This is a genomic window from Comamonas sp. MYb21 (assembly GCF_037479395.1).
In the GTDB taxonomy this organism is placed as follows: Bacteria; Pseudomonadota; Gammaproteobacteria; order Burkholderiales; family Burkholderiaceae_C; genus Comamonas.
This window is the reverse complement of record NZ_JBBGZC010000002.1, coordinates 272,300-298,756: the sequence shown is the minus strand read 5'-3', so window position 1 is coordinate 298,756 and position 26,457 is coordinate 272,300. Positions and strand designations below refer to the sequence as shown.

Genomic DNA, 26,457 nt, shown 5'->3' with positions numbered 1-26,457 from the left:
ATTCTACGTAGCGCACAATGTTCAGTTTTTTCAAGAAAAAATCTCCCGCTGCCGACGCAGCCCCCAGCCCTTCCGCCGCCGAGCCAGCGCCTGCGCCCGCTCCAGCGGCTGATGTCCCGCCGCCCGCACCCCAGGTGCCCAGCGCGCCGGTGACCCCGACCCCCCCTGTGGCCGCAGAGCCCGCCAAGACGGGCTGGCTGCGTGGCCTGGGCATGGGTGGCAAGGCCGCAGCCCCGGCGCCCACGGCTGCAGAAACGGTCACGAAAAACCCAGTTACACAAGCCCCGCAGGCGCCGGTAGCTCCTATCACTATAGCACCCGAGCCCGCAGGCAGCCGCGATAGCTGGATGAACCGCTTGAAGAGCGGTTTGCGCAAAACCGGCTCCAGCATTGCGACGGTCTTCACCGGCACCAAGATCGACGAGCAGCTCTACGAAGAGCTCGAAGAGGCGCTCTTGATGGCCGATACCGGCGTCAAGGCAACCCAGCATCTGCTCGATGACCTCAAGCAGCGCGTCAAGGACAGCAAGACCACCGACCCCGCCGCTGTCAAGGACCTGCTGGCCAGCGCGCTCGCCGATCTGCTCGCGCCACTGGAGAAACCGCTGGTCATTGGCGAGCACAGCCCCACGGTCATCATGGTGGCCGGTGTCAATGGCGCTGGCAAGACCACCTCGATCGGCAAGCTGACCAAGCACCTGGCCGATGCCGGCCAGAGCGTGCTGCTGGCGGCGGCCGACACCTTCCGCGCTGCGGCGCGTGAGCAGCTGGGCGTCTGGGCCACCCGCAACACGGTCGAGATCATCAGCCAGGAAGGCGGCGACCCGGCGGCCGTCAGCTTTGATGCGGTGACCGCCGGCAAGGCCCGGGGCAAGGACGTCGTGCTGGTGGATACCGCCGGGCGCCTGCCCACCCAGCTGCACCTGATGGAAGAGCTCAAGAAGATCAAGCGCGTTGTCACCAAGGCCGATGGCAGTGCGCCGCACGAAGTGCTGCTGGTGATCGATGGCAACACCGGCCAGAACGCGCTCAACCAGGTGCGCGCCTTTGACGATGCATTGCAGCTGACGGGCCTCATCGTCACCAAGCTCGACGGCACGGCCAAGGGCGGCGTGCTGGCGGCCATCGCACAGGAGCGCCCGATCCCCGTGTACTTCATCGGTGTGGGTGAAAAGGTCGAAGACCTCGAGACCTTCAGCGCCAAGGAGTTTGCCCAGGCGCTGCTGGCCTGAACGCCCAGCAGCCCCGTCGCAGTTCCAAGCCCTGCCCTCTGGCGCAGGGCTTTTTTTGCGCCCGCGTCATTGTAGTTTCATGCAATCTTGTTATTTTTTGCACTTCCTGGTGAAAACATGCATTCACCACATCGGCCTTGACGGCAGGAGGTTTCATGAAAATAGCAAGCTTGCGGCAGCTGTGTGCCGCCGGGCTCTGGGCAGTCAGCGGACTGGCCCTGGCCCAAACGGTGGTCTTTAGCGAGAACTTTGATGCGGCGGGCGCAGACGCACCTGCCGGCCTGGGCACGACAGGCCCGGCCGGCTGGACGCTGCGCCTGGAGAACGCCGAGACGGTGGCCACCAGTGGCCGCTCCACCGCCGCCAAACTGCCCTGGCTGGGCTGGAAGTTTGTCACGCCCGCTTACTGGACCGCCCAGGTCTCGGGAGGGGAGCGCGCCAAGCTGACCAAGGCCAGCGGCAAGATCGCGGTGGCCGAATCCGATGGCCTGCGGCCCAACAGCGGTCTGTTCTTCAACACCGTGATGGAAAGCCCCAGCATTGCGGTGCTGGGCGGCGGCAGCTACGCGCTGGGCTTTCTCAGCCATTTCCAGATGGGTGGTACCAAGAAGGAAAGCATCAAGGTCGAGGCCGTGTTTGATGACAGCTCCGTGCAGACCCTGCTGCATGAGACCAGTGCCTCGCGCCTGAACCAGACCGAGAGCCTGGCCTTCAGTGCCCCGGCCGGCGCCAAAAAAGTCAGCCTGCGCTTTAGCTACCTGAACACCGACAACAACTGGTACTGGGGCCTCGATGACGTGGTGCTGACGCAAACCAGCAGCGAACCGCCCAAGCCCTTTGACCCCGCCAAGCTGCCCAGCACCGCCAATGCACCGGCGCTGACCGTGGGCCCGACCTTGCAAAACCCCGGCCCCGACCACATGGCCGTGATGCTGGAGACCAGCGAGTCGGCCCCCACCATCTGGTGGCGCCTGGCCGGCAGCAGCGGGCCTTACACCTTGGCGCCCGCCATCAACCCAGTGGGTGACTTTGCCGACAGCAGCATCTTCTTTGCCGATATCGCCGGCCTGCAATCGAACACGCTCTATGAGTACGCCGTGGTCACTGGCACCAGCGCAGCGCCCAAGCTGGCCGGCCCCTTCCAGTTCAAGACCTGGCCACGCGAGAGCGATGGCGTTGCCAGCGCCAAGTTCGCCGTGGTCTCGGACACCCAGGATGGCCTGGCCAACCGCCTCAAGAACATCACCCAGGGCGTGATCAACAACGACTGCGCGGGCTCTGCTGCCCAGTGCGCGCAAAGCCTGGCTGGCTTCATGGTGCCCGGCGACCTGGTCGGCTCGGGCGGTACACGCAGCAACTGGAAAGACCAGTTCTTCGGCCCGCTCGCCGCCATCACGGCCTATGTGCCGCTGATCCCCTCGCCCGGCAACCACGAGTACTTTGGCGGCGAGCAGGCCAGCGCCGGCAGCGAGAAAAGCTGGGCCAAGACCTACCGCAAGTACTTCAACCGCATGCCCGCCAATGGCTCGGAAAAACACCCGCTGCACTGGTACCAGCTGGACTACCTGGGCATGCGCATTGTCGGCAGCGATTTCAACCCCGCCTCGGCCATGCACAACACCGGTGGCTGGACCGGCTATGACAACGGCCGGGGCCTGTTCCGCGCCGACTACATGCAAGAGCACCTGAACTGGTTTACCGGCCTGATGGCCCAGACCCGTGTGGACAAGAAGCCCTATATGGTGCTGCTCAACCACCACCCTTGCCTGAGCGAGAAATGGCGCCAGGGCGAGGTGATGGCCACCTGCGACTTCATCTCCCAGATGGAAGACTATGGCCGCACGACCGGCGCCATCACCGCCAACTTGAACGGCCATGTGCACTTCTATGAGCGCGGCAATTCGATGAACAGCCGCCACCTCTGGCTGAATGTGGCCTCGGGCAGCGGCACACTGGAAGGCGCCAAGCAAGACGACGACAGCGACCTGGACGTCATCGCCAACACCAAGCTCAGCTTTGGCTACGGCACCTTGGAAGCCAGCTTTGGCAGCGCCACCCCCGCCCTGACCTGGAAGCGCTACGACCTGAGCGGCTCCAACACCAGCAGCACGCCAGACGACAGCATCGCCATCACCAGCCAGGCCTGGTCCCTCAAGCCGGAACTGGTCCAGGCCCAGCTCGGCCAGGTCGACCCTGCCAGCCTGAAGCTCGCCTACCGCACAGGCGCAGGCCCGGCGCTCTATGAAGCGCAATGGCAGGTCTCCAAGGACCCGCAGTTTGCCGCTGGCCAACCGGTCTACGACGTCTGGGGCAACGACACCCGCAGCGAGAACTGGACCTACCTGAACGGTGTGCGCGTCAACACGCAAAAGGATGCCGATATTGCGACCTTGCCGCTGGGCCAGCTGCTGGCCAACCCCAAGCGTGTCTACCCGAATGTGGATGCGGGCACGACGCGCGGCAAGCTGACCGGCGCCATCATTGCCGGCGGCAACAGCCTGCGTGACCGCTGGAGCTGCGGCTACAAGTGGGATCAGGATGGTGACAGCGGCGCTGAGCGCCAGGGCGGCCGCCAGTGCTACGCGCAGCTGGCCAAGGCCGATGGCAGCAAGGGCTCGGTCTGGGACCCTTTCCAGGGCCAGGCCCCGCAGGTGCTGCAGCTGGGCCAGGATGAGCGCTGGTACTGGCGTGTGCGGGTGCGCGATACGCACCTGAACTGGTCCGGCTGGAGCGCCACCGGCTCCTTCGAGCTGGGCAACCCTGCGCCTGAACCCGAGCCACCCCTGCAAGACCTGATCGACACCCAGCTGCCCACGCCCGGCGGCAACCTGCCCGCGATGGCCCTGAACATCCAGGCCGCCACCCGCTGCGACCAGTCCAACGCCAGCGTCAGCGCCGTGCCTGCGGGCCTGCTGCCCGCCGGCCTGAAAGCCGCCACCGGTCTGCTGTCCTTCACACTCTCGGGCTGCGCCCATGAAGGCTTCAGCGCCCAGGTCCGCCTGGAGGTGCCCGCCGGCCTGCCCGCCAACAGCCGCGTGATGAAGGTGCACACCGCAGCTGACGGCAAGCGCCAGGTCAGCGAGATCGCCGGCGCCAGCATGGCCGGCGGCGTGGTGCGCTATACCGTGACCGACGGCGGCCCGCTCGACGAAGACGGCCTGGTGAACGGCGCCATCGTCGATCCGGTGCTGGTCGCCGTGCCTGCCGATGTGGTGGTGCCGCCATCGCAAGCGGCAACGCCCGTGCCCACCAACCAGCCGCTGGCCCTGCTGCTGGTGTCGATGCTGCTGATGGCAGGCGCTGCGCTCGCGCGTCGTCAACGCTGATTGGCAGCCTCCGGGCCCTCTGCACCACCTTCTGCCCTTGGGCATGGGTCTTGCAGGGGCCCTTTTTGATTACACACGGCCGTCAAGGCCGTTACTGCAAAATAGCGCTGGCCGCGCTGCCGGCCTGCCTTTGAAGGAAACGCATCCATGCTGCAAGAAGACCGCTTTGTCCGTATCCAGTCGCTGCTCGCCTCGATCGACCGGCTCAGCACCGACCGACTCATCCAGGACATGCAGGTCTCCCGCGAAACGGTACGCCAGGATTTGCTGGCGCTCGAATCCATGGGCCTGGTGCGGCGGGTGCACGGTGGCGTCGCCCGCGTCACGCAGGACGAGCCCCCTTTTGTGCAACGCCAGGCGCTGCGCGTGGCCGAGAAGCGCGCCATCGCCAAGGCAGCGATCAAACGCCTGCAACCGGGCCAGATGGTGTTTATCGATGCCGGTACCACCACCGCCATCCTGGCCGAAGAGCTCAGCTTGATCAGCCGCCTGGTCGTGGTCACCAACTCCATCACCGTCGCCCTCAAGCTCGCTGGCACCCAGGCGCCCGCTGGCACGGCCAACCGCATGCGCGTGGTGCTGCTGGGCGGCGATACCAACCCCGAGATCCCCTGCACCTATGGCGAGGTCACCCTCAACGAGATCCGCCGCTACCGCGCCGATGTCACCCTGCTCTCGCCGGTGGGCATCAGCGCCGAGGATGGCGTGACCTTTGGCAACGAGCATGAGGCCAGCCTGGCCAGCGCCATGGCCGAGCAGTCTTCGTCCATGCTGGTGCTGGCCGACTACAGCAAGATAGGGCTGCGCAGCCGCTACGCCGTCGCCTGCCCACCCGCCCAGCAGACCCTGATCACCAATGCCCACCCCGCCAACACCGAGGCCTTGGCAGCGCTCGGCGCCCAAGGCGTGGCTGTGCTGCCCGTCTGATCGGGCTGACCAGACGCCGTAGCCCTTCACACCTGCAGCGCAGCGCCCACTTCCGCCGCGACCCAAGCCGCATAGGCGGGGCTGGCCGCGCTCTCACCCCATAGCCACTGCGGCAGCGCATAGGGGTGCAGCGGCAGCAGCAAACGCTGCAAGGCCGGCAGGCTGGGAGGCGTGGTCTTCCAGGTAATGCGCCATTCATCGGCCTGCTGCAACTGACCGTCCCACCAGTAGTGCGAATGGATTTTCTCGACCTGGGCGCAGGCCGCCAAGCGGGCCTGCACGCCCGCCTGGGCCAGCGCATGGGCCGCGGCCTCACTGTCTACCGTCGTGCTCGCCCATGCCACCAGGTAGTGGCCGGCGGGGCCGGGGTTCATGGCCAAGGGATGCATCATTCAACTCCATGATTTTTATCAAACACGCTGCAGTTCAAAGGCTGCTCTACAGCGTAAAAACACTGAGAATATATCCAGATTTTTTAGTTCCCTGCACGGAACTTATCCACAGACTTCCCACTCCAACTGCCCTGAAAGCGGAAAGAGGTGTCAGACAGCGCCCTGCCAGCCGCTATGGCCACGATAAAGAAATGTAAATAGCATCAAAATCAGGAGCAAGCTATTCTTTATCGGCGCCAATCCCCGCCATTCTTAGTTGAAACTTAAACCCGAGATTACTGCACCGCAGCATGGGAACTCCCACAGCATCAAGGGACTCCTACCGGTGTTACTATGTATCGCATAGACGAAAGGACTTCTAGCGTGACAACTCATTCTGGAGCCGCCACCATTTCTACCGCATTGGCTCCTGCAAACCCATGGTCGTTGGTACCACCCCTGGGCAATCTGGACGCGTACATCACTGCGGTCAACCGCATCCCCATGCTCACCCCCGAGGAAGAGCTGGGCTATGCGAAAAAACTCAAGGAAAACGGTGATGTCGAGGCCGCCGGCCGTCTGGTGCTCTCGCACCTGCGCCTGGTGGTATCCATCGCCCGCCAGTACATGGGCTACGGCCTGCCGCATGGCGATCTGATCCAGGAAGGCAATGTCGGTCTGATGAAGGCCGTCAAGCGCTTTGACCCGGACCAGGGCGTGCGCCTGGTCAGCTACGCCATGCACTGGATCAAGGCCGAGATCCACGAATACATCCTGAAGAACTGGCGCATGGTCAAGGTGGCCACCACCAAGAGCCAGCGCAAGCTGTTCTTCAACCTGCGCTCGATGAAGCAGGGCTTCAAGGCAGAAGCGGGCATGGAAGACGGCGCGATGCAGCGCGAGACGCTCTCCGAGAGCGAAATCGACGCAATGGCCGCGCACCTGAATGTCAAGCGCGAAGATGTGATCGAGATGGAAACCCGCTTGTCGGGCGGCGATGTGCTGCTCGATCCGAGCCCCTCCGATGACGGCGAGCAGGCCTATGGCCCGATCGCTTATCTGGCCGATGCATCGCACGAGCCCACCGCGATGATCGAATCGCGTCAGCGCGACTACCTGGCCACCGATGGCATTCAGGAAGCGCTGGCCACCCTGGACGAGCGCAGCCGCCACATTGTGGAAGAGCGCTGGCTCAAGGTGAACGACGATGGCTCGGGCGGCATGACCTTGCACGACCTGGCTGCGGTGTATGGCGTCAGCGCCGAGCGGATTCGCCAGATCGAATCGGCTGCCATGAAGAAAATGCGCAAGGCCTTGGCCGAGTACGCTTAAGCCGTATTGCAACGATCTGCTATCGCAGCACACACCCGCATCGCAATTGGCGATAATCAAAGCGCACATGCCTTCTGGCCTGTGCGCTTTTTTATGGCCCGTATGAGCCCGGCGGACGTACAGACGGATAAACCTCCACCCATGCGGGCAGCCATGCGAATCTGGAGCTTTTATGCATTTTTCCCTGTCCCGCCGCTGCCTGGTGGCAGCCACCTTGGCCACCCTCGCCAGCACCGGCGCCCTGGCTGCGGACAACTGGCCGAGCAAACCCCTGCACCTGATCGTGGGCTTTCCGGCGGGATCTTCACCTGACCTGACCGCCCGCGCGTTGGCCGAGCCGCTGGAAAAGGCCCTGGGCCAGCCGATCATCGTCGAGAACAAGGTCGGGGCCGGCGGCAACATCGCCGCCGAGTACGTGGCGCGCGCGACCGATGGCTACACCTTCAGCGTGATGATCAACGGCAATATGACGATTGCCAAGCTGCTCAACCCCGCGATCCGCTACGACCCGCTGACCGATCTGCAGCCCGTCGGCCTGATTGGCGTGGCCCCGCTGGTGCTGGTGGCGCCAGCCAAGGCGCCTGAGGGCAAGGCCTTCTTCGAAGCCGCCACCCAGGCGGGCAGCAGCTGGAGCTATGGCTCACCCGGCGTGGGCACCATCGGCCACCTGGGCATGGAGCTGCTCAAGAGCCGCGCCAAGATCAAGCCCGAGCACATCCCCTATCCTGGCTACCCGCAGGTGTTCAACGGCATCCAGGGCGGCGATCTGCAGCTCTCGATGCTGCCACCGGCGCTGGCGATGAACCAGATCCAGGCCGGCAAGCTGCGCGGCATTGGCGTGAGCTCGGCCGCCCGCAGCCCGCTGGCCCCCGGCCTGCCCAGCCTCAAGGAGCTGGGCATTGCCAACTACGACATGGAAATCTGGAACGCCGTGGCCGCCCCCAAGGCCATGCCCAAAGCCCATGTCGACAAGCTCGCCGCTGCCGTCGGCGAGATCGTGCGCAGCCCCGAGATGCGCCAAAAGCTCGCCCTGCAGGGCTGGCAGGCCGTGGGCAGCTCGCCCGAAGGTCTGAAGAACCGCATTGATGCCGATGTGAAGGCGCTGGGCGCCATCATCAAAGAGCAGAACATCCGCGCGCAATGACGGCCGCCCAAGTCTTCACCGATCTCAGCGCCTGGCAGGTCATGGCCTGGGGACTCGTGTTCTTCAGCGCGCTGTACCTGATCGGGGGACTGGGCATGACGGCGCTCACCGGCTTTTTGCAAAAGCGCGGCATCGGCCGGGTGCTCGATACCCGGCCACTCAAGCCCGACCAGTTGCGGCGCGAGTGGCGCCAGTCTTTTCATTCCATCCTCGTGTTTGGCCTGGGCATGGTCGTGCCCTGGGGCTTTGTGCAGCTGGGCTGGGCGCATTTTGCAGTGGCGCCCAGCGGCTGGCAGATTGCCATCGAGATCTGGGTACTGCTGATCTGGAACGACGTGCATTTCTGGATCAACCACCGCCTGCTGCATACGCGCTGGTTCAAGCGCTTCCATGGCGACCACCACCGCTCGGTCGTCGTCACGCCCTGGTCGACCTACAGCTTCCACCCCATCGAGGCGATGATGCTGGGCAATGTGATCCTGCTGCCCATGGTGCTGCATGACTTTGCCTTCTGGTCGCTGGCCTCGGTGCCGGTGTTCAGCATCTTCCTGAACGCCGTGGGCCATGCCAATTACGATTTTTTCCCGCGCGTAGGGCCGCGCCACCCGCTGGCCGCAAGCCGCCGCCACCACCTGCACCATGCCCGGCCGGCCGGCAACTACGGCTTTGCACTGGCCTTTATGGACCGCCTGATGCGCAGCGAAGCAGACCCGCTGCCCCCACGCCCGGCCCCAGGCCGCCCCGCTGCTTGACCCGGTTGGCATGACCCGCGACGACAGCCCACCCCTGCCCGCCACCGCCTCCCGCACACTGCCCCGGCTGCGCCACTGGCGTGACTGGCAATCGCTGCTCTACATGCTGGCGCTGCCGCTGATCGCCGCCTGGCAGTGGCAGCATGGCCTGGTCTGGTGGCTCTACCTGGTCGAGCTGTTTCTGACCTTGGGTATCGGCGTCATCCACCACAACCACACCCATCTGCGCATGTGGACGGGGCCCCGCAGCCGCTGGGCCAACCGCGCCACCGACTATGCGCTGACCCTGCTGCAGGGCCACCCCACCTTTGTGTTCTGGCCCGCCCATGTGGCCAACCACCACCGCTACAAGCATGGCGAGCAGGATATCGCCCGCACCTACCGTTTTGGCGGTGACAGCAACCACCTCTGGGGCTACCTGCTCCACCCGCTGCAGGCGGCCTGGGTGCTGTACCCGCTGTTCATCCGCTGGCTGGCGGGGCTGCGCCTGCGCCAGCCCGGCGCCTTTCGCTACTGCATGGGCCAGTACGCGCTGTGGCTGGGCAGCTGGGCGGCGCTGCTGGCGCTGGACTGGAAGAAAGCGCTGGTCTTTGTCATCCTGCCCCAGCTCCATGGCCTGCACTGGCTGCTGGCCACCAACTACCTGCAACACGCCCATGCCGATGGCCGCAAGCCCCCAAAGTCCAAAAACGATACCGACGGTGGCATGCTGAACTACGCGCGCAATTTTGAAGGCTGGGTCAACCCGCTGCTCTTTAATATTGGCCTGCACACCGCCCACCATGAATGTCCGCATGCCCACTGGTCCGCGCTGACCCGCTTGCATGCCGATGAATACCGACACCGGGTCCACCCGGTGCTCAATGAGGCAGGCCTGCTGCCGTATATGGCGCGGGTCTTTGTTGGAGGGATGGTTTGCCGATCGGCCCGCAGCCGGTCGCTGATGCCGCCTATGGAGAAAAAGTAGTCATCTATGCCAGTCGCTTATTCGCAGGTCTATATCGAATCCGCCGGTCACTTCATGCCCGGCGCCCCCATTGCCAACGACGGCATGGATGCCTATGTCGCGCCGCTCAACCGGCTGTCCGAACGCATCAAGCGCCGCATCCTCGCGGAAAACGGTATCCAGCAGCGCCACTACGCGATTGCGCCCGATGGCAGCACCAGCTACAGCAATGCGCAAATGGCCAAGGGCGCCATCGAGGCGGCCCTGGCGCAGGCCGCACGGCCGCTGGCCGATATCGGCTTTCTGGCCAGCGGTTCATCAGGCGGCGACGCGCTGATGCCCGGCTTTGCCAGCATGATCCAGGGCGAGATGGCCGCACCGCCGATGGAACTGCTCAGCGTGCAGGGCGTCTGCGCGGCCAGTGTGGGCGCGCTGCAAAGCGCGGCGCTGGCGGTGGAGCACGGCACGCACGGCCATGCGCTGGCGGTGGCCAGCGAGATGCCCTCGCGCCTGTTCAAGCGCTCGCGCTACGCGGGCCAGGACTACAACACCGATTTCGATGCGCATTTTTTGCGCTGGATGCTGAGCGATGGCGCCGGCGCCGTGCTGCTGGGCCAGGGCGCCGCCCTGCCCCAGCGCCCCGATCTGCGCCTCAAACTGCGCTGGACCCACCAGCGCAGCTTTGCCGGCGACTACCCCGTGTGCATGCAGCTGGGCCTGACGCATGACCGCCAGCGCAGCCACCTCGATTTCCCCTCCTGGGCCGAGGCCGAGGCGGCTGGCGCGCTGTCCCTGCGCCAGGACATCCGCCTGCTGCCGCACCTCTTTGATGTCTGCATCCACGAGTACGCCCGCATCGCCCACCAGGGCTGGCTGCCCGAGCGCGGCATTGACCACTTTCTCTGCCACTACTCGTCCGAGAAATTCATTCCCGTCGTCGATGAGCTGCTGAACAAGGCGCAACTGTCGATCCCGCGCGAGCGCTGGTGGAGCAACCTGGCCTGGCGCGGCAATACCGGCGCGGCCTCCATTTTTGTGATGATTGCCGAGTATTTGCAGACCCAGCACGAGCGCTTGAAGCCCGGCGACACCATGCTGTGCTTTGTGCCCGAGTCCGGCCGCTTTACCGCCGGCTATATGCTGCTGGAGGTGGAGCGCAGCGCGCCTGCCGGCACGTCTTCCAACAGCGCCAGCACCCCGGCCCAGCGCGCGCCACAGCACGCAGCCGCTGCAGAAAGCGCGCTGATCGCCCCGCCCCATGACCCGGCCGCCGCCCCGGCAGGCCTGGCGCCCCTGCTGACCGAGCTGGCCAGCATCTGGCATGACTACCGCTCCCAGGTCTGGCGCACGCCGCTGGTGCACCGCATCCACAGCGGCCAGATCCAGCAGGCCGACTATGTGCGCTGGATGAGCCAGTGGGTGCCTCAGGTGCGCGAAGGCAGCCTGTGGATGCGCGAAGGCGCCGCCTCGCTCACAGGGGCCTATGCCGAGCTGGCCGCGCTGATGGGCGTGCACGCCAGCGAGGAGCAGAACGACTTCAAGATCCTGCACCAGGACTACTTGAACGCCGGTGGCACGCAAACCGATATCCAGCAACTGCACCGCAACCCGGGTGGCGAGGCGCTCAACAGCTACCTGCACAGCCTGGCAGCCACCCCCAACCCGATTGGCCTCCTGGGCGCCATCTACATCATCGAAGGCACGGGCCAGCGCATTGTGCCCAGCCTTCTGCCACTGCTGCGCCAGCACCTGGCGCTGGGCCCGGACTGCTTCCGCTTTCTGGAATACCACGGCGCCAATGACGAAGACCACCTGGAGCGCTGGCTGCTGGCCGTGCAGATGGTGATGGCGCTGGACGAGACCGGCACCGCCGCAGCAGCGATTGCCGCGACCGCACGCCATACCTCTGCGCTCTACCTGATGCAGTTCCGGCATATTCTGGATGCCACGGCCACGGAGCGCGCACGATGACCGATTTCCGCGACATTCCCCACGACGAGCGCGACCCCAACCCCTGGCTGGCGCTCTACCTGGACGACAGCACGCCGCTGCCCGACCATGTCAAGGCAGCCTGGCTCAAGGATTCGAGCAGCCGCTCGCGCCAGTTTCTGCTGCCCTTTATCCGGCCGCTTGCGCGCTTGAGCATCATCCTGATCCAGATCCTCAAGGTGCTGCTGCCCAAGCGCTGGGCGCATTCCAAGCTGCTGCACCGCACCCTGGCCTTCAGCATGAACCGTTTTGTCTCGCCCGAGGCGAACTGGCTCATCATGCGCCACTTCCACCTGGGCTCGCAGATCCTGAGCTTTATCGGCGCCAATGCGCCCACCCCCGTGCCCACCAAGCCGCTGGCACCGATGGAGATCGATGACATCAAGGACGAGCTGTTCCTCAAGCACGACCTGAACCTGTTCAACTTTGTCATCCGGCTCAACACCACGCTGCGCAGCCACGGCCAGCACATGGGCCCGGTGGCCGAGCCCGACTTTGGCATGCTCTGCGACCCGCCGCTGCAGCTGGCCGCGATGCCCCATGGCCGGCTGAACATTCTCGATCTACAAAGCGCCATCGAGGTCTACACGCCGGTCTACCAGCTGCTGCTGACCGACAACGATTTCTGGCGCGCCAGCAATTCGCTGCAGCTGGACGAAACCGTTGCCATCTATGCGGCCAAGATCCTGTCCTCGCCCGAGCACCTGGTGATGCTCAACAACAAGCACCCGCTCGTGCCGCTGTCCACCTTGCGCGCCGGCCACCGCCTGGTGCTCCATGGCCTGTCCACCGAGATGCTGCACTGCCTGCTGATGCGCATGGCGACCGGCGAGACCCCACTGCCCAGCCGCGAAATCGCCAAGACCCGGCAGGCAGCCGGCCGGCCTGCGCAGGCCAGCTGATCCTTGTCCCGCAAAGCCTTCGATGCAGACGCCACGCCCAGAACACCCCATCCGCAACCCGCCCTGGCACCCCTGCGGCGCGCGCCATGTCGCCGTCTATGGCACCTTGCGTGCCGGCGGCGTCAACGACATTGCCCGGCTGCAGCCTGGCATCAGCTGCCTGGGCCGCAGCTTGCTGACCGGCACCTTGTTTGACCTGGGCTGGTACCCGGGCCTGCAATTGCAGGGCAGCGGCCTGGTGCTCGCCGAGGTCTACCCCTTGAACGATGCGCTGGAGCAGGCCATGGACCGCATCGAAGGCATCTGGCCCCAGGATGTGGGCGAGTACACCAAGCGCGTGCTAACGCTGGATGTGAAGCTAGTCGGCGGTGGCCAGCAGCCGCTGGAGGCACTCGTGTACGAGGCCCTTCCCCCGGCCTTGCAAGGCCGCACGCAGATCAGCGCGCAGGACTGGCTGGCCTGGATTGCAGAGCAGGGACGCGATCACCCCGATACGGCTTTTAGCCTCAATACGCCCCAGAGCTGATGCCCTCGGTACGGCAACTCAGCCCAGCAGCAGGCCCTGCTTTTCGATAAAGGCCACCACCTCATCGAGGCCATCGAGCGTCTTCAGGTTGGTCATCACAAAGGGCTTGGTGCCTTTGGGCGAGCTGCGCATGCGCTCGGTGTCGCTGCGCATCACCTCCAGGTTGGCACCGACATAGGGGGCCAGATCGGTCTTGTTGATCACAAACAGATCGCTCTTGGTGATGCCGGGGCCGCCCTTGCGCGGAATCTTCTCGCCGGCCGCCACATCGATCACATAGATCGTCAGGTCCGACAGCTCGGGGCTGAAGGTTGCAGCCAGGTTGTCGCCGCCCGATTCGATAAACACGATATCGGCATCGGGAAATTGGCCCAGCATGCGGTCGATCGCTTCGAGGTTGATCGAAGCATCTTCGCGGATCGCCGTGTGCGGGCAGCCGCCCGTCTCCACCCCCATGATGCGCTCGGCCGGCAGCGCGCCACTGACGGTCAGCAGGCGCTGGTCTTCCTTGGTGTAGATGTCATTGGTGATAGCGATCAGGTCCCATTTGCCCCGCATGGCCTTGCACAGCATCTCCAAGATGGTGGTCTTGCCCGAGCCCACGGGCCCGCCGATACCGACGCGCAACGGAGGCAGTTTTTTGCTGCGGTGGGGAATGTGGTGCAGTGCAGTGCTCATGATCGAAAAAGCCGTGAATATTGGTGTTCATGCCGGGCCGAGAGAATGGCCAGCATCGGGGAAAAAGCCTGGCGTTCGTCATCGCCCAGCGCCAGCGCATGCTCGGCCGCCGCCGGTATCGCCTCTGCCAGCCGCGCCAGAATGCGCTGGCCGGCGCTCTGGCCCAGCGGCACGGATTTGATCGCTGCCTGCACCATGTTCTCAGCCCAGCCAAAGGCATAGGCGAGCAGCGCATCACGCGCGCCTGCGCCTGCCAGGTGCGCAGCCAGCGCAAAGGCCAGCGGATAACTCGCATCCTCGGCCGCCAGCCAGTTCACCAGGACCAAGGCCTGGGCATCATCGGCATAGCGGTTCTGCAACCAGGCCACCAGCGAGCGGCCCATCTGCTCGGTCTGCAGGCGCAGCTCGCTGCTCTCGCGCGTCTGCAGCACCCAGGCGTTGAGGGCCACCAGGCGCACGCGCTCATTGCTGTGCCAGGCCTGCATGGCCTGGGCCAGCACTGCCATATCGCCTCGGGCCTGGGAGAGCTGCAGCTGCTGGTCAATCCAGTCTGCCGCCTGCGCCTCGTTGCCCACCAGCGCGGCATTCACGCCCGCCTCCAGCCCTTCGGAATAGGAGAATCCTCCTATCGGCAAGGCCGGCGAAGCCAGCCACATCAGCTGCAAAAAGCTGGCGGGCGACAGGCTGAGGGGTTGCATGCTCATCCGTGGTGGTGCGGATGGGCATGGTCATGCCCGTGGTCATGGCTGTGCGCATGCCCATGTCCATGGTGGCTGTGGCCATCGTTGGTGACATGGCCGCCATAGGCGCCGCCTTCCGGCTCAAAGGGCAGCTCCGCCTCAACCACGGTCATGTGCATGCTGCGCAGCATGTCGGCCAGCACATGGTCGGGCTCGATCTTGAGGTGGTCGGGCTGCAGCTCGATGGGCACATGGCGGTTGCCCAGGTGGTAGGCGGCGCGCGTCAGGTCAAAGGCCGAGCCATGCTGCGCGCAGGCACTGATATGCAGCACTTTCTGCGGCGCGGCTTGCACGAGAATCACCGAGCCGTCCTCGGCCACCAGCACATCGCCTCCGCGCACGGCCTGGCCGCGTGGCAGAAAAATCGCCAGCGCACGGCCGCTGCTGTCGGTGGCCGAGAAGCGCGACTTCTGGCGCACATCCCAGTCCAGCTCGACAAAGCTCGCGCGCTTGCGCAGGGCCGGTGCCAGGCCCTGGCCAGCGGGCAGGCATTTGGAGACTTGCAGCATCGCCCCGTCCGTCATGGCAGCTCCAGGCGCATAAAGCAGCTGTTCGGATCGGGCTGGTAGCTGCCAAACGGTGCGCAGTCCACAAAGCCATTGCGCGCGTAAAAACGGCGCGCCGGTGCAAAAAAGGCCTCGGTGCCCGTCTCCAGGCTGATGCGCCTGGCCCCCATCGCGCGGGCCTGGGCCAGCACATGGTCCAGCACCTGCTGGGCAGCACCTGAGCCGCGTTGCGCCGCCTCCACCCGCATCGATTTGAGCTCCAGGTGGCCCGCATCCAGGATCTTGAGCGCGCAGGTGGCGACCAGGGCCTTGGGCTCTTGCGCGGCGGTCCAGCCGGTCCACAGCTGCAGCCCAGGCGCGCGCAGCTGCGCGGGGTCGAGCGCATGCACGCTCTCGGGCGGCGAGATGCGGCGCATATCGCTCAGGTGCGCTTCCAAAAAGGCCAGCACGCGCGCATCGGTCACGGGGTCCTGCTCGAAAATCAATGGGCTTGCCATGGGTGCTTACCGGTTCAAAACAGAAAATAACGCTGGGCCATCGGCAGGCTGCTCGCTGGCTCGCAGGTCAGCAGCTGGCCGTCGGCGCGCACCGCATAGGTCTGGGCATCCACCTCCATGTGCGGCGCCAGGTCGTTGTGCACCATGTGCTGCTTTTGCAGGCCGCGTATGCCTTTGACGGCCGACAAGGTCTTGGCCAGGCCAAAGCGCTGGCCGATGCCGGCAGCCAGGCCCGCTTGCGAGACAAAGGTCAGCGAGGTCTTGGCGATCGCGCCGCCAAAGGCACCAAACATCGGGCGGTAGTGCACCGGCTGGGGCGTCGGGATCGAGGCATTGGGGTCCCCCATGGCCGCCATCGCGATAAAGCCGCCCTTGAGAATGCAGCTGGGCTTGACGCCAAAAAAGGCCGGCTTCCAGATGACGATATCGGCCCACTTGCCCACTTCCAGGCTGCCCACCTCATGGCTGATGCCATGGGCGATGGCCGGGTTGATCGTGTACTTGGCGATATAGCGCTTGATGCGGAAGTTGTCATGCCGCTCGCTGTCACCCGGCAGGGGGCCGCGCTGCAGCTTCATCTTGTGCGCCGTCTGCCAGGTGCGCAGGATCACCTCACCCACCCGACCCATGGCCTGGCTGTCGGAGCTGAACATGCTGATCGCGCCGATGTCGTGCAGGATGTCCTCGGCCGCAATGGTTTCCTTGCGGATGCGGCTTTCGGCAAAGGCCAGGTCCTCGGCAATGCCCGCATCCAGATGGTGGCAGACCATCAGCATGTCCACATGCTCGTCGAGCGTGTTGATCGTGTAGGGCCGCGTCGGGTTGGTGGAGCTGGGCAGCACATTAGCCTCGCCTACCACCTTCAAAATATCGGGCGCATGGCCGCCGCCCGCGCCTTCGGTGTGGAAGGTATGGATGGTGCGGCCTTTGAACGCGGCCACCGTGTCTTCGACAAAGCCGCTTTCGTTCAACGTATCGGTATGGATCGCCACCTGGGTGTCGGTGAGCTCGGCCACGTCCAGGCAGTTGTCGATGGCCGCTGGCGTGCTGCCCCAGTCCTCGTGCAGCTTGAGGCCAATCGCGCCGGCATCGATCTGCTCATGCAGGGCCAGCGGCAAGCTCGCATTGCCCTTGCCCAGAAAACCCAGGTTCATCGGGAAGGCATCGGCCGCCTGCAGCATGCGCTCCATGTTCCAGGCGCCGGGCGTGCAGGTCGTCGCAAAGGTGCCGGTGGCCGGGCCGGTGCCGCCGCCAATCATCGTCGTCACGCCGCTGGTCAGCGCCTCCTCGATCTGCTGGGGCGCGATGAAGTGGATGTGCGTGTCGATGCCGCCAGCGGTGACGACCATGCCTTCGCAGCTGATGATCTCGGTGCCTGGGCCGATGATGATGTCCACACCTGGCTGCGTGTCCGGGTTGCCGGCCTTGCCAATCGCGGCAATGCGGCCGGCCTTCAGGCCAATGTCTGCCTTGACGATGCCCCAGTGGTCGATGATCAGCGCATTGGTCAGCACCGTGTCCATCGCGTCCTGCGCACTGCTGCGCTGGCTTTGCGCCATGCCGTCACGGATGGTCTTGCCACCGCCAAACTTCACCTCTTCGCCATAGCCGCCCGCGCGCAGGGTAAAGTCCTGCTCCACCTGCACGACCAGTTCGGTATCGGCCAGGCGCAGGCGGTCACCCACCGTGGGCCCATAGGTCTCTGCGTATGCGCGTCTGTCCATCGTTGCCATCAGAACCATCCTGTCTTAGAACCTGGGCACAGGCACAGCATGCCGGGCCTCATTCCAGCGCCCCTTGCACCAGGCCGCGAAAACCGTAGATCTGCCGCTCGCCGCCAACATCCACCAGCTCCACCGTGCGCTGCTGGCCGGGCTCAAAGCGCACCGCCATGCCGCTGGCAATATGCAGTCGCATGCCATGCGCCGCCTGGCGGTCAAAGACCAGGCCGGCATTGGTCTCGGCAAAGTGGTAGTGCGAGCCGACCTGGATGGGCCGGTCGCTGGCGTTGTGCACCACCAGCGTGGCGGTGCGGCGCCCCGGGTTCAGCACATGTTCGCCGTCATTCAGCAGTAGTTCACCTGGGATCATGTTGCGGCTCCTCGTCAGGCCAGGCGCGTCAGCATGGCCGCGCCCAAGACCGCGGTGGCGCCGCCTGCCAACTTGGCCAGCCAGCGGTGGCGCTGCATCAGGGCCTTGCCCAGCACCATGCCGCCGACATGCAGCAGGGCCGAGCCCAGCGCCATGCCCGCCAGGGCCCCTGCCGATGCCAGCGCAGAATCGGCCGCCAGCTCAAAGCCGTGGGCCGCGCCATGGAAAAACGCAAACACCCCGGCGAGCGCAGCGGCCAGCACCCAGGGCATCTGCTTTTGCACCGCCACCAGCAGGCCCAGCACCAGCACCGATGCGGCAATCATCGGCTCCACGCCGGGCACCCACAGACCGGCAAAACCTGCCAGCGCCCCCGCCACCAGCAGGGCCACAAAGGCGGCCGGGGCGCGCCAGGCGGGCGTCACCGTCAGCGCACTCCAGGCGCCCACGGCCAGCATCGCCGCCATATGGTCCGCGCCGGTAAACGGGTGGGCAAAGGCATGGCCAAAGCTGCTCAAAAAGCCATGGTGGCCGCCGCCGTCGCTGCCCACATGGGCAAGTGCGGACAGGGGCAAGGCGGCAGCGGCAGCCGCCACGGTGGCAGAGAGTTTCTTGAAGTTCATGGTGCTAGGCTTGCGCAAGGGAAAAGAGGGGATTCAGACAATGGGCTCATGCACGGTGACGAGCTTGGTGCCATCGGGAAAGGTCGCCTCGATCTGGATATCGGCAATCATCTCGGGGATGCCCTCCATCACATCGGCGCGCGTGAGCACCGTGCGGCCAGCGCTCATCAACTGGGCAACCGTTTTGCCATCGCGCGCGCCCTCCATCACAAAGGCGCTGATCAGCGCCACCGCCTCGGGGTAGTTCAGCTTGAGCCCCCGGGCCAGGCGCCGCTCGGCCAGCAAGGCGGCGGTAAAGATCAGCAGCTTGTCTTTTTCGCGAGGTGTCAGTTCCATACCTAGTGCAAAGCAAGGCACATGCCAAGGCGCTGCAGCGGCAGGGCATGCACGCTTTCCGTGCTGCATCCTCTGCTCCTTGCACCACAAGCATGCAGACCTGCCGCGCATGCACCAATTCAGCACAGCCAGCACCCCAGAGCGGTGCAGTTCCTGGCACGTGGCTTGCAAAACCCCAGCCATGTCTTGCGCACCCTACTCACCTCCAATCCCGGCCCTTGGGCCCTGCTGCCCAGCGGGCATTCAGCACCAGCCGCAGCCATGAGCTGGCATGCCCAACTAGACCTGCGCTACGGCCAGCAAGCCGGCAAGACGTCAGTGCAGTTCAGCCACGATGGCCCGCTGCGCATTCTCAAAAGCCTCTACCCCGAAGGCCCAGGCATTTGCCACAACGTGCTGGTGCACCCGCCCGGTGGCCTGGTGGGGGGCGATGTGCTGGATATCTCGGTGGAGGTAGAGGCGGGCGCGCATGCGCTCATCACCACGCCGGGCGCGACGCGCTTTTACAAGAGCAATGGCCAGCCGGCCTTGCAGCGCACCCGCCTTAAGCTGCAGGCCGGCGCCCGGCTGGAATGGCTGCCGCTGGAGGCCATTGCCTACAATGCCTGCGACGCGGCCAATGAGCTGCAGATGGAACTGGCACCGGGAGCCGAGCTGCTGACCTGGGACATCACCGCGCTGGGCCTGCCGCTGGCCGGTCAGCCCTTTACCCAGGGCGTGTTTTCACAGCACATCGCCTGGCCGGGGCATTTTCTGGAACGGGGCCGCATCCGGGCCGATGATGAGTTGCTGCTCAACGGCCGGCTGGGCCTGGCGGGCCAGCGCTGCATGGGCAGCTTGCTCTATGCCAGCGGCTCGCCGATCACCCGCGCGCAACGCGAAGCGCTGCTGGAGAGCACCCAAATGTTGCTAGATACTGCCCCAGTGGAGTTGATGGCCGGGGTGACCGCACCCAACGAGCACATGCTGGTGCTGCGTGGCCTGGCGCCCGTGGTGGAGCCTGCCATGCAGCTGTGGAAGACGGTCTGGGGCCACTGGCGCAGCAGCCTCTGGGGCTTGCCAGCGCAGCGGCCGCGTATCTGGTCGATGTGAGTGCAGCGCTTGCCCTGCGCTGTTAAGCGTGTAAGCGCTTAAGCGCCGTCGATCAGCTGCTCAATGTCCTTGGCCAGGGTATCGACTGGCGTGCCATAGCGGCTGTACAGACGCAGGCGGCCTTCGGAGTCGAAGATGTAGTCACCCGCAGTGTGGTCCATCGTGTAGCTGCCCGGGGTCTGGCCCTCGACCCGCTTGTAGTAGACCTTGAAGTCCTTGGCCATCTTGGCCGTTTCCTCGTCGCTGCCGCGCAGCGCCAGAAAGCTGGGGTCAAAGTTGGCCAGGTAGGCCTGCAGAATCTCGGGCGTGTCGCGGGAGGGATCGACCGAGGCAAAGATCACCTGCAGCTTGTCACCCTTGGCGCCGAGCTTTTGCTTGACGGCGGCCAGGTCACCCAGGGTGGTCGGGCAGACATCGGGGCACTGGGTAAAGCCAAAGAACACCAGCACGACCTTGCCCTGGAAATCCGCCATGCTGCGGCGCTGGCCATGCTGGTCGGGCATGGAGAAGTCCTGCCCATACTCCTTGCTGCCGGTCAGGTCGATGGCGTTGAAATCGGCCTTGGATTTACAGGCGGTGAGGACACCGGCGGCCGAGGCCAGCATGGCCGAGCCCGCCAGCCAGCGAAGGGCATTGCGCTTGTTCATTGCAGATTTACCAGCTCACATAGTGGTCCACCAACAGCGCCACAAACAGCAGGCTGAGGTAGACCAGCGAAAAACGGAAAGTCTTGCGCGCCAGCGCATCGGAGTAATTGCGCCACAGCGCAAAGGCATAGCCAAAGAACCCGGCACCCAGCACGACTGCGGCCACCAGGTAGATCCAGGAGCTCATCTGGATGATGAAGGGCAGCAGGCCGGCGGCAAACAAGACCACGGTGTAGAGCAAGACCTGCACGCGGGTGTAATAGTTCCCATGGGTGACCGGCAGCATCGGCAGGCCGGACTTGCGGTAGTCCTCGACCCGGTACAGCGCCAGTGCCCAGAAGTGCGGCGGCGTCCACAGGAAGATGATCAAAAACAGCAGCAGTGCCTGGGGCGAGACATCGCCGGTCATCGCGGCCCAGCCCAGCACGGGGGGCATCGCGCCCGATGCGCCACCGATCACGATGTTCTGCGGCGTCAGCGGCTTGAGGATCACCGTGTAGATGACGGCATAACCGACAAAGGTCGCAAAGGTCAGCCACATCGTGATGGCATTGATCCAGACGATCAGAATGGCCGAGCCGGCGATGCACAGCCCGGCAGAAAACATCAGGGTCTGCAGGTTGGACAGCTCGCCGCGCGCGGTGGGGCGCCAGGCGGTGCGCTTCATGCGCGCATCGATGCTCTGCTCGACCAGGCAGTTGAAGGCCGCTGCGGCCCCCGCCACCAGCCAGATGCCCGCACAGGCGACGGCCATGCGCAGCAGCTCGGCGCCGGTGGGCACACCAGGCACGGCCAGCACCATGCCGATCAGTGCGCAAAACACAATCAGCTGCACCACCTTAGGTTTGGTCAATGCATAGAACTGCGCAAAGCGGTTCGGCATTGGCGTTGCGGCAAGTTCGGTCATCGGGGCACTCAGTCTTTGTTCCATACAGCGTCATCAACTCGCAGCACTGCGGGCAGGTTCAGGGCCCGCAGTACACCAGATCCAGGTCAGCACCACCATGATGGCGGCAGCGCCCCCGGTGTGCAAAACGGCCGCCAGCATCGGCCAGTCCAGCACCACATTCGACAGTCCCGTGGCAAATTGCAGCAGCGTCAGGCCCACCAGCCAGCGGCGCTGCTGCCTGAGCAGCGGCACCGTGCGCAGGGCCCAGCCCAGCCACAGCAAGGCGGCAATCACCAGGTAGGCAAACAGCCGGTGCATGTAGTGGATGGCCACCAGCGCTTCGTAGCTGATATGCGCACCATCGGCCAGAAAGCCCAGCGGGCGCCAGATCTGGAACCCGTCAAAGTTCATCGCCGGCCACCAGGCACCATTGCACATGGGAAAGCTGGTGCAGGCCAGCACCGCATAGTTGGTACTGACCCAGCCACCCAGGGTCACCTGCGCAAACACCAGCAGCGCCGTGACCGCCACCAGACCGCGCAACAGGCGCGGCACTGGGACTAACCCTAGATTATCGGCAAATTGCGTGTGGCGCGTTGCCTGCACGGTTAATAGCATCAAGAGCACGGTGCCGCCCAGCAGGTGCAAGGTGACGATCGCCGGGAACAGCTTCATCGTCACCGTGAGCGCGCCAAAGGCCCCCTGGATCAGCACCCAGACCAGGGTGGCGGTCGGCCACCAGGGGCTGATCGGCTGCGGACCCCGGCGCTTGCGCTGCAGCCAGGCACTGGCCGTCAGCACAATGATCAGGCCGCCCACGGCGGTGGCCAGGTAGCGGTGGATCATCTCCACCCAGGCCTTGCCATGGGTCACCGGGCCGGTCGGCATGGCCTCTTGCGCGGCAGAGATTTCAGCATGCGCGCCAATCGGGCTGGCATTGCCGTAGCAGCCCGGCCAGTCCGGGCAGCCCAGGCCCGAATCGGTCAGGCGCGTAAACGCGCCAAACATCACCAGGTCAAAGGACAGGAACAGGGTCAGTACCGCCAGCACCTGCAGGCGCTTGAGCGGCGTGGCACCACGGTGGCGCCACCAAATCCAGACGATGGGGCCCAGCGCAATGATGGCCCCGGTCAGCAACACACGCGCCAGCGGCGCGAAATCATATAAATCCTGCGATGTCATGCTAGCTATCCACTACCGCCCTTCCTTGTCCCAACTCGACGACGCACGCAGCAGCCGCTCCAGATCCTTGCGCGCCTTGGCCGCATCGGAGCGGCTGAGCTGGGCAGGAAAACGCATCATCCAGTGGCCCAGCGGGTCCACCACGTACAAATGTTCGCCCAGCTGCTGGCCGGCTGCCGGCTGCAGCCACTGGGCCACCAGCGCCTGGGGCACCCGCAGCACGGTGGCCTGGTCCAGTGCCGTGCGCAAGGCTGGCGGCGGCTCGCCGTCGTCGGTCACCAGCCAGACCCAGTCCAGCCGGTCCTTCTCGCGGCCCAGGCTCTCGCGCAGCTGGCGCTGCAGGTAGAGGTTGTTCTGGCAGACCTCGTCGCAGGCCGCGCCCGAGGCACTCAGCAGCAGCCACTGGCCCTTGAGGCTTTGCAGCTCAAACGGCTGGCCGTCCAGGGTCTTGACCTTTGCGGCCGGAATCGTCGGCTGCTGGCCCACCAGCTCGCCAAAATTGCGCCGCCCCTCGGGCCGGATCACGTAGTAGGTGAAGTAGGACGCGATCACCGGCGCCGCACAGACCAGCAGCACCAGCAGCATCTTGAGGCGGCCACTGCGCGAGCGCTCGGCCTCCTCCAGTGCGGCTTCGGCCTGCTCGGCAGGCGGCAGGCCATGCACGGTCAGGCCCAGCAGCGCCTCATCAGCGGGCGGCGGCGCCTGGGTGGCTGCGGCGTCGAAGGACACGTCGGACAATTTGGAACCAGACATAGAGGATCGCAATCAGGCTACACAGACCAAACCATTGAAATGCATAACCATAATGCTTTTCCACGCCGCTGCCTACTACAGGCCAGTCGCGCAGCAGGCCCTCACTGGCCGGCCCGGTCTGCACCACGGTGAGTGCAGCCAAGGGCAGGCCGGTCTCCTGCGCGTAAGCATCGGTATCGAGATTCTGCCGGATTCGGGAAACCCCTGGGTGCGCGGCGGACGTCTGCAGCTCCAAAAGGCGTGCCGGCTGGCCCGCCACCCGGCCCTGCAATTGCACGGTACCACCAGGCGTTTGCACCTGCGGCAGCGCCAAGCGGTCTTCAAAATTGCGCGGCGCCCAGCCCCGCTGCACCAGCACAGTCTGCGGCTGGCCTGGCGCTACCGGGCCGGCCAGGCGCAGCGGTGTCAGCACATAAAAACCGGGGCGCGCCTGCATCTGGCGGTTGTCCAGGTAGACCGTGTACTGTGGCAGCCATTCGCCGCGCAGCACCACCTGGCGGTGCTGCAGGCTGGCACGCTCGGCCTCACCCAGGGGCTGCAGCAAGCTCGCCCCGTCCAGCGCCGGCAGGGCTGCACGCGCATCGAGCTGCGCCTGGTAGGCCAGCTTCTCATCGGCGCGGCGCAGCTGCCAGAACCCCAGCGAGGCGGTCAGCAGCATCGAGGCTGCTGCCGCGACGGTGATCAGCACGAAACGCAGCTGCGCACGGCGCTCCATAGGGGCCTTGGGGATGGATGAGGAAGCAGAAGGCGCGGGCATACGCTGCTTATACCCGGTGCAGAGCGCGGCAGCCACCAGCGCGCTGGCCAAGATACTGCGGGGAGAGGCTATTGGGGTGCAGGCCGATAGCGCCCCGTCTGGCGCTGCCGCACAATGGGTTTGTTGCGCCGGGCGCCAGACAGCCGTTCGAAGCGACTTGCAGCGCGCTCCAAGAACACCGAGACCACCCTGAGGACAGCACCATGCATCTGCTAATCGCACTCGCCTTTGTCGTGATACTGGCCTGCCTGGCAGCGGCCGGGCTTTTCATGCTGCGCGGCAACCCGTCGGGCGCCGGCAGCAAGCGCATGGCCTGGGCGCTGACCTTGCGCATTGCGCTGTCGGTGCTGGTGTTTGCCGGCATCTTGCTGGCTTGGAAGCTGGGCTACCTGCAGCCCCATGGCATACCAATGGGGGCTTGAGGCCCTCAGCAGCCCCCCAACTACATCCAGTACACGAGGATGTAGAGCCCCAGCCAGACCACATCGACAAAATGCCAGTACCAGGCGGCGCCCTCAAAGCCAAAGTGCTTCTTGGCGGTGAAATGGCCCTTCTGCAGCCGCAGGGTAATAACCAGCAGCATCAGCATGCCGATGAACACATGCAAGCCGTGGAAGCCCGTCAGCATGTAGAAGGTGGAGCCGTAGGTGCCGGAGTTGAGCTTGAGGTTCAGCTCGGTGTAGAGGTGGAAGTACTCATAGCCCTGCACGCAGAGGAAGACGATGCCCAGCACCACGGTCATCCACATAAAGCGGATGCACTTGCTGCGCTGGTCGGCCTGCAGGGCATGGTGGGCGATGGTCAAGGTAACGCCCGAGGTCAGCAGCAGCGCGGTATTGATGGTGGGCAGCCAGAAAGGGCCCACGGTCTGGAACGGCTCGACGATGCCCGCAGGCGAGGCCGTGGCGCCCATTTCCACGCTGGGCCACACGGCCTTGAAGTCGGGCCAGAGAATGGCATTGTCCAGGCTGCCCAGCGCCGGCAGCGAATGGGCCCGTGCCCACCACAGCGCGGTAAAGAAGGCACCGAAGAACATCACCTCCGAGAAGATGAACCAGCTCATGCTCCAGCGGTAGGACAGGTCGATGCGGTGGCTGTAGAGGCCCTGCTCGCTTTCGCGGATCGCATCGCCAAACCACTGGTACAGCACAAACAGCCACCAGGCAATGCCGACAAAGAGCAGGTACATGCCCCAGGTGTGGCCATTGACCCAGTTGCCGGCGCCGGCAATGACAAAGCCCAGGCCAATGGCCGCCATCACCGGGTGGCGGGACTCGGCCGGAACATAGTAGTACGGTGTGGTGCCATGGGAAGTCGCACTCATCGCTGCTCCTGGTATTTCGTTTATTGATTCATTCTTCCGCGATGCCAATACTGGCATCAAACCAACCATTGCACCAGGGCCATCAACCCCAGCACAAACAGGAAGATCGCCACCAAACCCACGGCAATCACCTGCAGTGGCGTGATCTGCACGCCATCCTCTTGCCATTCCGACCCCTTGCGCACCCCCAAAAACGACCAAGCCACAGCCTTGACCGTGCGCCAGAGATTGCCCTTGCGCGGCGGTTGCGGGCCGGGCGCGCTGGCCATCAGGATGCCCCTGCCTGCACCCCGGCGCCCTGCACCGCAGGCGCCAGCACCGCCGTCGACGCAGGTGCCGCCGGGATGCGGCCACCGACCTCAAAGAAGGTGTAGGACAAGGTGATCGTCGTCACATCCTTGGACAGCTTGGGGTCGATCACAAAGGCCACTGGCCATTCCTTGCGCTCACCGGGCTCCAGGGTGTACTGGTTGAAGCAAAAGCATTCGAGCTTGTTGAAATAGGGCGCTGCCTGCTTGGGCGCATAGCTGGGAATCGCCTGGGCCGACATGCGGTGGTCCTGCTCGTTGCGGAACTCGTACATCACCGTGCTCAGCGCGCCGGGGTGTACCTGCATCGTGCGCACCGCCGGTTTGAAGCTCCAGGGCCCACGCGCATTCGCGTCGAACTCAACGGTGATGGTGCGGCTCTCGTCGACCTGGCTGTTGAGCTTGACGTTCTTGCCGGCCGTGCCGTTGCCCGGCACATCGCGCTCGGTCAGCGCCAGGATGTTGATGCCCGTGACCTCGCAGATGCGCTTGTACAGCGGGATCAGCGCGTAGCCAAAGGCAAACATGCCAAAGGCGACCACGGCCAGCTTGCCCACCATCTTCGCGTTGTCTGCATGTCTGCTCAC

The 26,457-nt window shown here is 65.0% G+C and carries 28 protein-coding genes and 1 pseudogene; 12 read left to right on the top strand and 17 right to left on the bottom strand.

Features of this window, described 5'->3' with window-relative positions; genetic code table 11:
* Window positions 1-17 precede the first annotated feature (17 nt).
* The 3 genes from ftsY (at window position 18) to WH367_RS04250 (ending at window position 5,485) form a co-directional block, all read left to right on the top strand.
* Window positions 18-1,232: a signal recognition particle-docking protein FtsY gene (gene ftsY / locus WH367_RS04260; RefSeq protein WP_339534418.1), complete on the top strand. Its 1,215-nt coding sequence runs from the start codon at window positions 18-20 to the stop codon at window positions 1,230-1,232.
* Window positions 1,233-1,387: 155 nt separating this feature from the next.
* Window positions 1,388-4,558 (top strand): metallophosphoesterase family protein, encoded by a 3,171-nt coding sequence (locus WH367_RS04255; RefSeq protein WP_339534417.1) that lies wholly within the window; start codon window positions 1,388-1,390, stop codon window positions 4,556-4,558.
* A gap of 147 nt (window positions 4,559-4,705) precedes the next feature.
* Window positions 4,706-5,485 (top strand): DeoR/GlpR family DNA-binding transcription regulator, encoded by a 780-nt coding sequence (locus WH367_RS04250; protein WP_339534416.1) that lies wholly within the window; start codon window positions 4,706-4,708, stop codon window positions 5,483-5,485.
* Between the two features lie 26 nt (window positions 5,486-5,511).
* Here the strand turns inward: WH367_RS04250 and cutA are convergent, their stop codons facing one another.
* Entirely contained in the window at window positions 5,512-5,877 is a 366-nt protein-coding gene (gene cutA / locus WH367_RS04245) for a divalent-cation tolerance protein CutA (protein ID WP_339534414.1), read from the bottom strand.
* Between the two features lie 333 nt (window positions 5,878-6,210).
* Here cutA and rpoH point away from each other — a divergent pair, with 333 nt between their 5' ends.
* The 7 genes from rpoH to WH367_RS04210 all read left to right on the top strand — a co-directional run bounded on the left by rpoH (window position 6,211) and on the right by WH367_RS04210 (window position 13,447).
* A complete protein-coding gene (gene rpoH, locus WH367_RS04240) occupies window positions 6,211-7,188 on the top strand; it encodes an RNA polymerase sigma factor RpoH (RefSeq protein WP_052329887.1) in 978 nt (325 codons plus the stop codon).
* A gap of 172 nt (window positions 7,189-7,360) precedes the next feature.
* A complete protein-coding gene (locus WH367_RS04235) occupies window positions 7,361-8,332 on the top strand; it encodes a Bug family tripartite tricarboxylate transporter substrate binding protein (protein ID WP_339534412.1) in 972 nt (323 codons plus the stop codon).
* Complete coding sequence (locus WH367_RS04230; protein ID WP_339534410.1) at window positions 8,329-9,084, top strand: sterol desaturase family protein; 756 nt, start codon at window positions 8,329-8,331, stop codon at window positions 9,082-9,084. Before WH367_RS04235 ends, WH367_RS04230 begins: the two co-directional genes overlap by 4 nt.
* A gap of 103 nt (window positions 9,085-9,187) precedes the next feature.
* Window positions 9,188-10,051, top strand: a complete 864-nt coding sequence (locus tag WH367_RS04225; RefSeq protein WP_445228071.1) for a fatty acid desaturase — start codon at window positions 9,188-9,190, stop codon at window positions 10,049-10,051.
* 6 nt (window positions 10,052-10,057) lie between these two features.
* A complete protein-coding gene (locus tag WH367_RS04220; protein WP_339534409.1) occupies window positions 10,058-12,001 on the top strand; it encodes an iron-containing redox enzyme family protein in 1,944 nt (647 codons plus the stop codon).
* Complete coding sequence (locus WH367_RS04215) at window positions 11,998-12,921, top strand: DUF6999 family protein (protein WP_339534407.1); 924 nt, start codon at window positions 11,998-12,000, stop codon at window positions 12,919-12,921. The genes WH367_RS04220 and WH367_RS04215 overlap by 4 nt, the downstream gene beginning before the upstream one ends.
* A 22-nt stretch (window positions 12,922-12,943) precedes the next feature.
* Window positions 12,944-13,447, top strand: a complete 504-nt coding sequence (locus WH367_RS04210; protein WP_339534406.1) for a gamma-glutamylcyclotransferase family protein — start codon at window positions 12,944-12,946, stop codon at window positions 13,445-13,447.
* A gap of 18 nt (window positions 13,448-13,465) precedes the next feature.
* Here the strand turns inward: WH367_RS04210 and ureG are convergent, their stop codons facing one another.
* The 8 genes and pseudogenes from ureG to WH367_RS04170 all read right to left on the bottom strand — a co-directional run bounded on the left by ureG (window position 13,466) and on the right by WH367_RS04170 (window position 18,918).
* Entirely contained in the window at window positions 13,466-14,125 is a 660-nt protein-coding gene (ureG, locus tag WH367_RS04205; RefSeq protein WP_339534405.1) for an urease accessory protein UreG, read from the bottom strand.
* Window positions 14,122-14,823: an urease accessory protein UreF gene (locus WH367_RS04200; protein WP_445228067.1), complete on the bottom strand. Its 702-nt coding sequence runs from the start codon at window positions 14,821-14,823 to the stop codon at window positions 14,122-14,124. The genes ureG and WH367_RS04200 overlap by 4 nt, the downstream gene beginning before the upstream one ends.
* Window positions 14,824-14,828: 5 nt before the next feature.
* Window positions 14,829-15,374, bottom strand: a pseudogene (ureE, locus tag WH367_RS04195) (urease accessory protein UreE); the annotation flags it as partial.
* An 11-nt stretch (window positions 15,375-15,385) separates the two neighbouring features.
* Complete coding sequence (locus WH367_RS04190; protein ID WP_339534399.1) at window positions 15,386-15,868, bottom strand: GNAT family N-acetyltransferase; 483 nt, start codon at window positions 15,866-15,868, stop codon at window positions 15,386-15,388.
* 14 nt (window positions 15,869-15,882) lie between these two features.
* Complete coding sequence (ureC, locus tag WH367_RS04185) at window positions 15,883-17,601, bottom strand: urease subunit alpha (RefSeq protein WP_339534398.1); 1,719 nt, start codon at window positions 17,599-17,601, stop codon at window positions 15,883-15,885.
* A gap of 49 nt (window positions 17,602-17,650) precedes the next feature.
* Window positions 17,651-17,959, bottom strand: coding sequence for an urease subunit beta (locus WH367_RS04180; RefSeq protein ID WP_339534396.1), 309 nt, complete (start codon window positions 17,957-17,959; stop codon window positions 17,651-17,653).
* A gap of 14 nt (window positions 17,960-17,973) precedes the next feature.
* Window positions 17,974-18,582, bottom strand: a complete 609-nt coding sequence (locus tag WH367_RS04175) for a HupE/UreJ family protein (protein ID WP_339534394.1) — start codon at window positions 18,580-18,582, stop codon at window positions 17,974-17,976.
* Between the two features lie 33 nt (window positions 18,583-18,615).
* Window positions 18,616-18,918 (bottom strand): urease subunit gamma, encoded by a 303-nt coding sequence (locus tag WH367_RS04170; RefSeq protein ID WP_116924691.1) that lies wholly within the window; start codon window positions 18,916-18,918, stop codon window positions 18,616-18,618.
* A gap of 261 nt (window positions 18,919-19,179) precedes the next feature.
* Between WH367_RS04170 and WH367_RS04165 the strand changes: the two genes are divergently transcribed.
* Window positions 19,180-20,010: an urease accessory protein UreD gene (locus WH367_RS04165; RefSeq protein ID WP_339534393.1), complete on the top strand. Its 831-nt coding sequence runs from the start codon at window positions 19,180-19,182 to the stop codon at window positions 20,008-20,010.
* 38 nt (window positions 20,011-20,048) lie between these two features.
* Here WH367_RS04165 and WH367_RS04160 read toward each other — a convergent pair whose 3' ends face one another.
* The 5 genes from WH367_RS04160 to WH367_RS04140 are packed head-to-tail and all read right to left on the bottom strand — an operon-like array spanning window position 20,049 to window position 24,238.
* Window positions 20,049-20,657, bottom strand: a complete 609-nt coding sequence (locus tag WH367_RS04160) for an SCO family protein (protein WP_339534392.1) — start codon at window positions 20,655-20,657, stop codon at window positions 20,049-20,051.
* A gap of 7 nt (window positions 20,658-20,664) precedes the next feature.
* The gene (gene cyoE / locus WH367_RS04155; RefSeq protein ID WP_027010760.1) at window positions 20,665-21,564 is read right to left on the bottom strand and encodes a heme o synthase; all 900 of its coding nucleotides are present in this window, start codon (window positions 21,562-21,564) and stop codon (window positions 20,665-20,667) included.
* A 33-nt stretch (window positions 21,565-21,597) separates the two neighbouring features.
* A complete protein-coding gene (locus WH367_RS04150; protein ID WP_052329889.1) occupies window positions 21,598-22,728 on the bottom strand; it encodes a COX15/CtaA family protein in 1,131 nt (376 codons plus the stop codon).
* A gap of 12 nt (window positions 22,729-22,740) precedes the next feature.
* Complete coding sequence (locus WH367_RS04145) at window positions 22,741-23,481, bottom strand: SCO family protein (RefSeq protein ID WP_027010761.1); 741 nt, start codon at window positions 23,479-23,481, stop codon at window positions 22,741-22,743.
* Window positions 23,414-24,238 carry an SURF1 family protein gene (locus tag WH367_RS04140; RefSeq protein WP_339534390.1) on the bottom strand — a complete coding sequence of 275 codons (825 nt, stop codon included), beginning with the start codon at window positions 24,236-24,238 and terminating at the stop codon, window positions 23,414-23,416. Before WH367_RS04140 ends, WH367_RS04145 begins: the two co-directional genes overlap by 68 nt.
* 203 nt (window positions 24,239-24,441) lie before the next feature.
* Between WH367_RS04140 and WH367_RS04135 the strand changes: the two genes are divergently transcribed.
* Window positions 24,442-24,660, top strand: a complete 219-nt coding sequence (locus WH367_RS04135) for a DUF2909 domain-containing protein (RefSeq protein WP_339534388.1) — start codon at window positions 24,442-24,444, stop codon at window positions 24,658-24,660.
* A 20-nt stretch (window positions 24,661-24,680) separates the two neighbouring features.
* On the opposite strand, the gene WH367_RS04130 is transcribed toward WH367_RS04135, so the two are convergent.
* From WH367_RS04130 to WH367_RS04120, 3 genes are read right to left on the bottom strand one after another with little or no spacing between them, the layout of a single operon-like run.
* Window positions 24,681-25,562, bottom strand: a complete 882-nt coding sequence (locus tag WH367_RS04130; RefSeq protein ID WP_027010763.1) for a cytochrome c oxidase subunit 3 — start codon at window positions 25,560-25,562, stop codon at window positions 24,681-24,683.
* Between the two features lie 56 nt (window positions 25,563-25,618).
* Window positions 25,619-25,831: a DUF2970 domain-containing protein gene (locus WH367_RS04125; RefSeq protein WP_021026277.1), complete on the bottom strand. Its 213-nt coding sequence runs from the start codon at window positions 25,829-25,831 to the stop codon at window positions 25,619-25,621.
* Entirely contained in the window at window positions 25,831-26,457 is a 627-nt protein-coding gene (locus WH367_RS04120) for a cytochrome c oxidase assembly protein (protein ID WP_339534387.1), read from the bottom strand. Before WH367_RS04120 ends, WH367_RS04125 begins: the two co-directional genes overlap by 1 nt.